Below are 10,959 nucleotides of genomic sequence, written 5' to 3'. Positions count from 1 at the left end.
GCTAGCCGCTAGCCTTGCCGTAAGTTCATCTGGTTCGCTTCCTTAGAGGATGTTTGAAAAGTCCTACTGTTTGTAGCAAAGCGTGCAAGATCCCCCTAAATCCCCCTTAAAAAGGGGGACTTTAAGGCGGTTTCCCCCCTTTTTAAGGAGGGCTAGGGGGGATCTCTGAGTGCTTAACATTACAGGCGATACCTTTTCAAACACCCTCTAAAGATTGCTCAGAGGATGTTTGAAAAGTCCTACTGTTTGTAGCAAAGCGTGCAAGATCCCCCTAAATCCCCCTTAAAAAGGGGGACTTTAAGGCGGTTTCCCCCTTTTTAAGGGGGGCTAGGGGGGAGCTCTGAGTGCTTAACATTACAGGCGATACCTTTCCAAACACCCTCTTAGAGCAGCTCCCATCGCGTCGAAGCGAGCAAGCCAAGCCGTTTTCCGATCAAAATACGCTCGCCTGCATCCCCGCCTCCTCCTGATTCCTCGATCAAGCGGGTGCATTGTCGAGACGTTTGGTGCATTCTACCGCCCTCTTTCCTGTCGCTTGTTCTTAGCACTGATTTTTACACAGTTTGCATCTGTGTAACCTTGCGTCTCTGCGGTTGCAGAGCGGCAGATCGTGCTGCCTCAGGTTTGGCCTGCTTTCAGGTACAGTTCTGTCGATTTGGGCTATTCATTCACCTGCTGTTTCATCCTTGCTTAGGAGCGCTCATAGCCATGTCCGCAGTTTGTCTTCCCTCCCCGGTTTCTAGATTGTCCTCGTCTGCTTTAACCCATTCAACTCAACAAGTCCTGTCGGTTCCCAAAAGCGCCTGCACACTCGTCGTGTTTGACCGAGGCATTGCGGATCTGGGAACGCTGGTGGCGGGTGTGTCGGACGCTGCGGGCGTGCTGGTGCTGGACGCTCAGCAAGATGCGATCGCGCAAATTACGGCAGTTCTGACCCAGTATCCACAGATTGACCAAGTTCATCTCGTGACTCACGGCAGCGAGGGCTGTCTGCAACTAGGCGATCGCCCCCTCTCTCTGGAAACCCTCGACCGCTACGCCTGGGAACTACAGTCCTGGTTTTCTGCTGCAAACGCGCCGAGGCTAATCCTCTACGGCTGTCGCGTGGCAGCAGGCGAAACCGGGGCAGAGTTTCTGCAAAAGCTGCACCAACTGACTGGAGCCACAATCATCGCCTCCACCACCGACACGGGAAGCCTATCCCTGGGCGGCAACTGGGAACTGGAGATGCAGGTTGGCCCCGGTTCCTATCAGCCTGTGTTTTCTGAAGGGGCGATCGCCCGATTTTCTGGCATTCTCTCCCCTGTCCAGTTCAACCTTTCCGGCGTGCTGAACCGCGATGTCATTGCCAATACGGGGGACAGCATTCAAGACTCAATAGACAACCAAACCAACGTCATGATAACCCAGTCCGTTGCCACTGCCATTGGCGGGGCAAATGGTCAGGGCTTACCCGACAACGGCTTCTTCGCAGCCAATGCCTTTCGCCCCAATATGCAGCTCGCTTATAGCAACACCAACAACGGCAACAACGTTTGGTTTGCTACGGCCAATGGGCAGAGCATGAACTTTGCAGTTCCACCTGGTCAATATAGCGAAGTTCACATCGCCGTCTTGTCCACAGAAGGGGCATCCTCCATGCGGCTGACCTTTCACTACAGCGATGGCACCACGCAAACCACTGGCAGCATCACGATTCCCGACTGGTTCGACGAAATTACTGAATCTGCCTCGCTGTACTACATGATCAACGGCATGGATCGGGCCCACAATACCGCAGGCACACTCTTTGAGGATGCCAACAATCCAGCCGTCTTTGGAGCACGCTTCCTTCCTAACACGGGCAAAACGCTGCAAAGCGTCACCGTTGAGAAAGTTGGTACGACAGGCTACCTCAACGTTATGGGCGCAACTGGCGTGGTTAACAACCTGCCCACAAACGTTAACCTCAGCAGCACCAGTGTTAATGAAAATGTCGCCGCTGGCTTCACAGTGGGTGGACTGAGTACCGTTGACCCCGACGCAGGTAATACTCACACCTACAGCCTCGTAGCAGGTGCGGGAGACACCGATAACGCTACTTTCAGCATTGTCGGCAACCAGCTTCGGATCAACACCCCACCCGACTTTGAAACCAAGAGCAGCTACAGCATCCGAGTTCGCACGACCGATCAAGGTGGGCTGTTCTTTGAGCGCGTCTTCACTATCAACGTGAACGACGTGAACGAAACGCCGACCAACCTGACGCTAAGCAACACCACACGAGATGAAAACATTCCTGCCAATTCTCTAATTGGCAACTTCGGTACCGTTGACCCCGACACAGGCAATACCCACACCTACAGCTTGGTGGCGGGTGCGGGAGATACCGATAACGCTGCCTTCACGATCGTCGGCAACGAACTGCGGATCAATGCCTCCCCCGACTTTGAAACCAAGAGCAGCTATAGCATTCGGGTTCGCACGACGGATCAGGGCGGATTATTCACCGAGCGCGTGTTCACGGTCAACATCAACAACCTGGAAGAAGCGCCGACCAATCTGCAACTCAGCAGCAATGACCTGTTGGAAAACGTCCCTGCCGATACTGTCGTCGGCACACTGAGTACGATTGATCCCGACGTTGGAGACACCCATACCTACGACTTGGTCAGCGGCACAGGCGATGAAGACAATGCCGCGTTCACGATTGTCGGCAATGAGCTGCGGATCAATGCCTCGCCCGACTTTGAAACCAAGAACAGCTACAGCATCCGGGTTCGCACGACCGACCAGACCGGGCTGTTCTTTGACCGCGTTTTGACGGTTTATATCAACAATGCGAACGAGGCTCCGACAGATATCATCCTGAGCAGCACCAGTGTTGAAGAAAACGTGGTGCCAGATACGGTAGTGGCCGCGCTCAGCGCCGTAGACCCAGATGCAGAGGACGAGCACACCTATCTGCTGGTGGCAGGTGCAGGCGACAACGACAACGCCGCCTTTGCTCTGGAGGGCAACGAGCTGCGAATCAACGAGATGCCAGACTTTGAAGCCAAGTCGGTGTATCGAGTTCGGATTCGCGCCGTCGATCGCGATGGGCTGTTCTATGAAAAAGCTGTTCAGATCAACATCACGGATGTGGATGAGTCGGGCAATGCGCCGCCGACCAGCATTAGCCTCAGCACCGCCAGCCTTGATGAAAACGTTCCTGCCAATACCGTCGTGGGCACGTTTTCGACGGTCGATCCCAACCCTGGCGACGTGCATACCTACAGTCTGGTAAATGGGGTCGGCTCGACGGATAACGCCGCGTTTACAATTGTCGGCAATCAGCTCCGAATTAACGTATCGCCCGACTTTGAGGCGAAGCCCAGATACAACATCCGCGTGCGATCGCGCGACCAGAGTGGTGGCATTTTTGAGCGGCAGATGGTGATCACGGTTAACAACGTGAACGAAACCCCGACCGCCATCAACCTCAGCACGACGAACATCAATGAGAACCTTCCTGCGAACAGCGCTGTTGCAATTCTCAGCACAGTCGATTCCGATGCAGGAAACACGCATGCCTATACGCTAGTGAGCGGCGAAGGTGACACTGACAATGCTGCATTTAGCATTGTAGGTAACCAGCTTCGGATCAATACTTCACCTGACTTTGAGACCAAGAATAGCTACAGCATTCGTCTTCGTTCAACCGACCAGGGTGGATTGTTCACCGAACGCACGGTCAATATCGGCATCAACAACGTCAACGAAGTGCCGACTCAACTGGAGTTCAGCGCTACGAACGTGAATGAGAACGTGCCCGCGAATAGTGTGATCGGCACGTTCACCACCACCGATCCCGATGCAGGCAATACCCACACCTACACGCTGGTATCAGGCGCTGGCTCGGCTGACAATGCTGCCTTCACCATCGTTGGCAACCAGCTCCGCATCCGCAACGCACCCGATTTTGAAACCAAGCCGAACTACACGATTCGCGTCCGCACGACAGATCAGGGCGGGCAGTTCTTTGAGCGGCAGTTTAGTATTACCGTCAACGACCTGAACGAAGCGCCCACCAGCATCACCCTCAGCAACAACGCTGTGCGAGAAAACGATGCTGGCGTGGTGATTGGCCGCCTGACGGTTGCCGATCAAGATCGCAACCAAACTCATAGCTTTACGGTTAGCGATCAGCGCTTTGAAGTAGTGAATGGGCAACTGAAGCTGAAGTTTGGACAGAGCATCGATTTTGAACAGGAAAAGCAGGTCAATCTCAGCATCACGGCCTTTGACAACGGGTCGCCCAGCCTCAGCCGCACCCAGAGCTTCACGATCAACGTGCAGGATGTGCCAGAAATTGATGTGGAGAAGTTCCGCTCTGGCGTGACGGGGGCGCTGACCCAGCTCGCTGTGGTGCTGGACAACGACCTGGCGCGGAGTTCTCTGCCGATTCTGGGAACGCTGAGCGATCGCTACGTTCCTGCGTTCCTGAGGAACCTGACCAGCACCTTGGTCAGCGGCATGGCTAATGAGGAGCAACTCACGGTCGGCGAGTTCCAAAACCGCATCAGTCGGAATCTGCCGGGTATTCGAGTGCTGACCGACTTCAGTCAGGCGAAGCAGTTTGAAGTGACGCTAGACATGACCCAGACCTATAACCTAGGTTCCGTCGGGCTGAATAGCAACATGGGCCTGCCAATGCTGAGCATGAGAACCACGGGTTCTGCCAATGCCAGCGTCCTCGGCGGCATGAGGCTGACTTTCGGCTTCCATGATGACTTCGGCTTCTATTTCAACACGAACCCCAGTAAGACTTTCTTTGGGGCAGAACTGACGGCTGCGCTGTCGAATAACTTCAGCGCCCAGGCGACGCTGGGCTTCTTGCAGGCAAGCTTGACCAATGATCTGTCCAATCCTACGCGGGTGACGGGCGGCTTTAAGGCGCTTCTGAAGGACATCGACAATATTCCGGGTGCGCCCAACGATGGCGATCGCCTCACCCTCACCGAGCTGCGGCGACGCAACGCCAATTCCAGCTTCCGTGAACTATTTGGCACCGAATTTGCCATCACGCCAAACCTGGGCATGAAAGCCCGAACAGGCATCGCCAACTTTGAGGGAATGCCCTCCATTAACTTTGATCTGGCGCTCAAGTGGAACGCCTTTACCTACCGCGACGGCCGCAGCTCATCGGGCAGCCCCCAGCTTGAGTTCAACAACGTCACGCTAGATCTAGGTTCCTTCATCTCTGGCTTTGCCCGACCCGTCCTCACTCGCATCGATAACACCATTAGACCCTTCCGGCCGGTCATCAACTTCCTGAATGCTGACACTCGGATTCTCAGCAGTCTGGGTTTGACCGGCCCCTTCGACCAGAACCGCGACGGCCGGGCGACGGTCGTAGAAGTCGTCAGCACCCTCAGCCGCTGGCGCTTTGGGCGTGGTATCGACACTCGGTTTATCGATGCCATTAGCGCTCTAGATGCCGCCATCACTGCCCTCAACCAGCTCACCGCCAGCGACGGCAACTTGGCCATCAACTTTGGCTCCTACAGCATTGGCACTGTAGACACCAATGCGGCACCTAGCAGCCTGTCCCAGAGCAGCCCCCGCACCACTAGAGGGCAAAGCACAAACTCCCTGACCCAGGCTTCGAGCAACTCGCGTGTGCGGAACTTTATCAATGCGCTAAACCGAGTCGAAGGGCTGGGCTTCCCCATTCTGTCTGATCCCAACCAGGCGATTAACCTGCTGCTGGGGCGCACGGCGACGCTGTTCCGCTACGACATGCCCGACCTGGACTTCAACCTCCGCCTGGAGCAGAAGTTCCCCGTGATTTGGCCACTCGAAGGCAGGTTGTTCGGCGATCTCCGCGTGCGAAGCAATCTCGACTTTGGCTATGACACCTTTGGCTTCCAAGAGTGGCAGCGAGCAGGCTACTCCAGTTCTGCTGCCTCCAGGCTGATTGATGGCTTCTATGTCACCGACTTCCCCGGCGACGAAATTACCGTCGATGCGACGATTGGCGCAGGCTTTGGGGTGAACGTGGGTGTGGCCGCAGGACGTATTGACGGGGGTCTGCGAGGCAGGGCAGGCATCGACCTGATCGACGTGGGCGAAAATGCTCGAAATCCAGTTTGGGATTCGGAGTATAGCCGAGTCTGGAACGAGATCAATCGGCAGATTGGCCATATCTCTTTCCTCCGTCCACTCGTTGGCGCACAAACGATTGCAACGCTCAATTCGCGGGGTATTCGCGAGTTTGTTAACCTCAGCGACGGCCGCATCCGCACCACTGAGATTACGTCTCGCCTGAGCAATCCGCTGAGCCTGTTCCAGATTCAGGGCGTGGTGAATGTGTTCCTGGATGCCTATGCGCGGGTTGGGGTGCGGGTTTTTGGCAAGCTGATTGGCAAAGAGTGGCGGAAGAACCTGGCGACGTTTAAGATTATGGAGTTCAGCGTGGGGGGCGGCGCTTCTGTAGGACGGATCAGCCAGAAATATATTTCGGGGGCCACGATCTTCCTGGATGCCAACAACAATGGGGTGCTGGACGAGAACGAGCCTTACACCATCAGCAGCTTCGACGGCTCCTACGAGCTGAAGTTTGCTACCGAACTGTTTGACAAGAATGAAAACGGCGTGATTGACCCCGACGAAGGACAGATCCTGGCGGTGGGCGGCTACGACACCTTCACCAACGAGAAGATGGATGTGCCGCTGTCGGCTCCGGTGGGCTATAGCATGATCACGCCAGTCACCACTATGATTAACGCGCTGGTGCGGATGGGCGATGTGGATGTGGCGACGGTCGCCGCTCAGGTGAAGGCGGCGCTGGGGCTGCCTGAGACGCTGGATCTGGGAACCTTTGACCCGATCATTGCCATGCGCGACGGCGACCCGAACGGGGCCAAGGTGATGGCAGCCCATGTGTCCATCTACACGCTGATGGATCAGGCGGCAACGCTGCTGCGGGGGGCGACGGGGCTATCGGGCGAGATGCTGGCGATGCTGGTGACGGGGGCGATCGCCGATGCGATTGAACCGGGTCAGCCGCTGGATTTGAGCAATAGCTCGGTGGTGGCGAATATCCTGAAGACGACCGTTGGCGCACTGGAAATGGTCAGCCCTGCCCCGGAGCTAGCCAAGGTGACGGCGATCGCCGATCAGGTCGCCACCATCATGGCGGAAGGTGTGCAGCGGCTCCAGGCGGTGCTGGCAAAACCGGGCAATGCGGCGGCGCTGCTGCGGGAAGTTAGCGAACTCCAGGGCTTCCTGGTCAACAACACCTCGAAGGATCTGGCGGCTGCGATCCTGGGTACGAAGACCATCGATCAGGTGCTAGATGCCAATACCGGCGATGGGCTGCTGGCCGGGCTGAAGCGCCGCGAAGCCATGAAAAACCGAGCGACCCTTCCAGGCACCAACGAAATCGACTTCCTCAAGGGCACCAACCAGAGCGAAATTTTGGTGGGTCTGAAGAAGGGCGATCGCATCCGGGCACTGGGCGGCGACGACATGGTGGCCGGCGACTCGGGCAACGACTGGCTGCACGGCGGCAACGGCAACGACACGCTGAACGGCGGGCAGGACGACGACACCCTGATCGGCGGCGCGGGCGATGACGTGCTGATTGGGCGCAGCGGCAAAGACACGCTGATCGGCGGCAGAGGTCGCGACACCTTCCAGCTTGCCGCCAACAAGAAGGGCAGCAACCGTATCCGCGACTTCAAGGCCGCAGAAGACCGCATCGAAATCACGCTGGGTCGAGAGTTTGCAGAGCTGCCCATTGGCAAAGGTATCAGCGCCGAGCAGTTCCGCCTGGGCAGCAAGGCAGCGACCGAAACCGAGCGGTTTGTCTATAACCAAAAGACCGGAGCGCTGTTCTTTGACCTCGACGGCAGCGGCGCGGGTCAGCAGGTGAAGATTGCTCAACTCAACGCTGGCGCGTCTCTGACCCATGCTCAAATCTCGATTGCTTAAGTAAGGCGTGATGGGTGACAGGGCAATGAAATGCTAGTGTAAGCCACACGGCTTCGTTTAGACTCATCGAGGGTGTTTCCTGCGGGACGGCCCTCGATTTTTTTTGCGTTAAACCATGCTCCTAGACTTGCCAAATTCAATTCGCCTGATTGCCACCGACATGGATGGGACGCTGACCCGCCGGGGCAAGTTTACGCCGCTGCTGCTGCAAGCGCTGGAAGTCCTGCAATCGGCAGGCATTCCAGTGGTGATAGTGACGGGGCGATCGGCGGGCTGGGTGCAGGGCGTGGTGTCGTATCTGCCCGTAGCGGGGGCGATCGCCGAAAATGGCGGCGTGTTTCTTCCCGGAGACACCGAGCCGGAGTTCCTGGTTCATGTGCCTGATCTGGCCGATCATCGGCGATCGCTGGCCGATCTCTTTCACGACCTTCAAAACACGTTTCCCAAAATCCAGGAAGCCCCCGACAACCGCTTCCGGCTGACGGACTGGACGTTTGATGTGCGGGGCTTGTCGGCAGCGGATTTGCAAACGATGGGCGATCGCTGCCAGGACGCGGGCTGGGGCTTTACCTACAGCACCGTGCAGTGCCATATCAAGCCTGCTGCTCAGGACAAAGCCAGCGCCTTAGAACAAGTTTTGCAGCGGCACTTTCCCCGCATCTTGCCCGCGCAACTGGTGACCGTGGGTGATAGCCCGAATGACGAGAGCCTGTTCGACAAAAGCCGCTTTCCCTATTCCGTCGGCGTGGGCAATGTGCGCCATTATCTCGATCGGCTGAGCTACAGGCCCCACACGATGACGGAGGCTGAAGAAGTGGCTGGTTTTTGGGAACTCACTCAGCAAATCCTGGGTCGCTCGTGATCGAGTGGTGCATAACCGGGTTTGCGATCGCCCACTGCTTTTGCGGTAAACTGTCGTACCAAGGCAAAGACTGTCACACCAAGGTATAAACTGTCGTACTAAGGCAACCTGTAGGCAAACTGTAGACAAGCTGCGAGTTCATCCCATTCTTGCTTATGAACCCAACTCAAAAACGCTTTTTAACTTGGCTGGGCTGCTCTGGTGCAGTGGCGCTGGGGCTGGTCTTGCCAAAGCCGCTGCTGGCACAAACGGTGCCCATTCGAGAACTGATTTTCTCCAGCACACAGACGGGTGAGATGGTTCCGCCGGACGACTTGGACTGCGGCTGTACGGGATTAGGCGATGGGCTGGCGGTGCTGACTGGCTCAGACGCAGAGGGCGACATGGCGATCGCCCTGCGCGGTTGCGACTGTGCTGGATGCCGCTTTATTGCCCGCCAGGAGATGCAGCGCCAGTTGCAGGCGAGTATCTCGATTCCGGTGCAACGGGTGGAGTAGTTTTCTGGAGTGCGTTGCTGAATTAACCAGCAGGATTAACTAGCGGGATCAGCCAACGGGTGGGAAGCCTGGGTCGCATCCAAGCTCGCCGCTAGCTAGCCCTGCTGCAAAATGTTGGCGATCGCCGCCTTCACATCTGAATACTGATACGCAAAACCAGCCTCCTGCGTGCGCTTGGGGAGAACCTGCTGACCCTCCAGCACGACTTGGGCCGCGTCTCCCAGCAGGGCTTCTAGCGCAAAGGCAGGCACAGGCAGCCAGGAGGGGCGACCCATCACCTGGCCAAGCGTTTGGCAAAATTCCGCCATCCGCACCGGGTTGGGGGCCGTGGCGTTATACACTCCCGACAGGCTGGAATCGGTCAGAGCCTTCAGGATCAGGTTCACCAGATCTTCCCGGTGAATCCAGGAAAACCACTGACGGCCCGTGCCCAGCGGCCCACCCGCAAACAGACGAAAGGGCGTGAGCATTTTACCCAGTGCGCCGCCCATGCCCAGGACAATTCCCGTTCGCAGGATCACGACTCGCGTACCGCTGGTCTGGGCCGATTCCGCAGCGGCCTCCCACGCCTGACACACCTGCGCCAAAAAGTCATCGCCAGGGGCGCTGCTTTCGTCGAAGGTGGCGGTTTCGCTGGTGCCGTAGTAGCCGATGGCAGAGGCGTTAACCAAGACGCTGGGCTTGGGGCTTGCCTGGGCGATCGCCTCTACAATCTTCTCTGTTCCTACCTTGCGGCTATCGAGAATTTCCTGCTTGCGCTCCGGGGTCCAGCGCTCGTCGGCAATGCCCGCGCCCGCCAAATTCACCACGCCATCGCAGCCGGAAAGCACCTGCTGCCACTCGCCCGACTCCAGCGGCGTGTATTCCACCACGTCCACATTGGGGAACGCCGCCTGGGGAAAAACGCGATCGCCGTGTGCTTTGCTGCGGGTCAGCGCGATGACGCGATGCCCCTCTTCGAGCAACCGTTCAACTAGCCGCGTTCCTACAAATCCGGTCGCCCCGGTCACTGCAATTTTCACGATGCCTCCTCTGCCGAGGGTGTGCGGAAGTTCTGTTGGGTCCCACGCGCCATCGGGTTCGCTACGATTCTTAGTATATCGGCGTATATCAGCAGTATATTGGCCTGGGTTCGTTGAGCAGAACCCGTTGTCAGAATCACACGAAGGGCTGAATGGCTTTGCGAGACAGCGCAACATTGAGAACCCCAGCGGCGATCGCCAGCATCAGCGCACTCTCGCCACCCAGCAGCAGCAGCAGCGTCGGGTTGCCATGCAGCGTCCAGCCCGTCTCAAGCTGCGCCAACCCCCGCACCAGCGCAAAGGCCAGCACCGCGCCCGCGCTGAGGTGAGGATTTTCGCCCTGGCGCACCACGTAGCGATAGGTCACGCCAAACAGCAAGCCCGCCAGCATTGCATGGGCCAGGTGCAAACCAATCGACCAGTTGAGCGAAAAGACCGTCAGCGCGTTCCAGCGAGTGGCAAGCACCGTGTTGGCGATCGCCCCTACCAGCACCACCGTCCCGCAAACCAGGGCACTCAGTCCCCCAGCCTTAATCGACTCGATCCGCTCTGCCTGAAGCCGTTCCACCGTCTGCTCAATATCCCGAACAAATACCCGAACAAATACACAAAATAAATGCAC

At 57.4% G+C, this 10,959-nt stretch carries 5 protein-coding genes; 3 read left to right on the top strand and 2 right to left on the bottom strand.

What is annotated here, in order from left to right:
* Positions 1-744: 744 nt before the first annotated feature.
* The 3 genes from JTM80_RS18375 (at position 745) to JTM80_RS18365 (ending at position 9,315) form a co-directional block, all read left to right on the top strand.
* Entirely contained in the window at positions 745-7,956 is a 7,212-nt protein-coding gene (locus JTM80_RS18375) for a DUF4347 domain-containing protein (RefSeq protein ID WP_205370019.1), read from the top strand.
* Positions 7,957-8,071: 115 nt separating this feature from the next.
* Positions 8,072-8,818 (top strand): HAD family hydrolase, encoded by a 747-nt coding sequence (locus JTM80_RS18370; RefSeq protein ID WP_205370018.1) that lies wholly within the window; start codon positions 8,072-8,074, stop codon positions 8,816-8,818.
* A gap of 155 nt (positions 8,819-8,973) precedes the next feature.
* Complete coding sequence (locus JTM80_RS18365) at positions 8,974-9,315, top strand: hypothetical protein (RefSeq protein ID WP_172357362.1); 342 nt, start codon at positions 8,974-8,976, stop codon at positions 9,313-9,315.
* Positions 9,316-9,410: 95 nt separating this feature from the next.
* On the opposite strand, the gene JTM80_RS18360 is transcribed toward JTM80_RS18365, so the two are convergent.
* Complete coding sequence (locus tag JTM80_RS18360; RefSeq protein ID WP_205370017.1) at positions 9,411-10,337, bottom strand: TIGR01777 family oxidoreductase; 927 nt, start codon at positions 10,335-10,337, stop codon at positions 9,411-9,413.
* Positions 10,338-10,473: 136 nt separating this feature from the next.
* Positions 10,474-10,959 (bottom strand): hypothetical protein, encoded by a 486-nt coding sequence (locus tag JTM80_RS18355; protein ID WP_225906677.1) that lies wholly within the window; start codon positions 10,957-10,959, stop codon positions 10,474-10,476.

Source organism: Thermoleptolyngbya sp. PKUAC-SCTB121 (genome assembly GCF_016919485.1).
Lineage (GTDB): Bacteria > Cyanobacteriota > Cyanobacteriia > Elainellales > Elainellaceae > Thermoleptolyngbya > Thermoleptolyngbya sichuanensis.
This window is presented reverse-complemented; position numbering and strand designations above follow the sequence as displayed.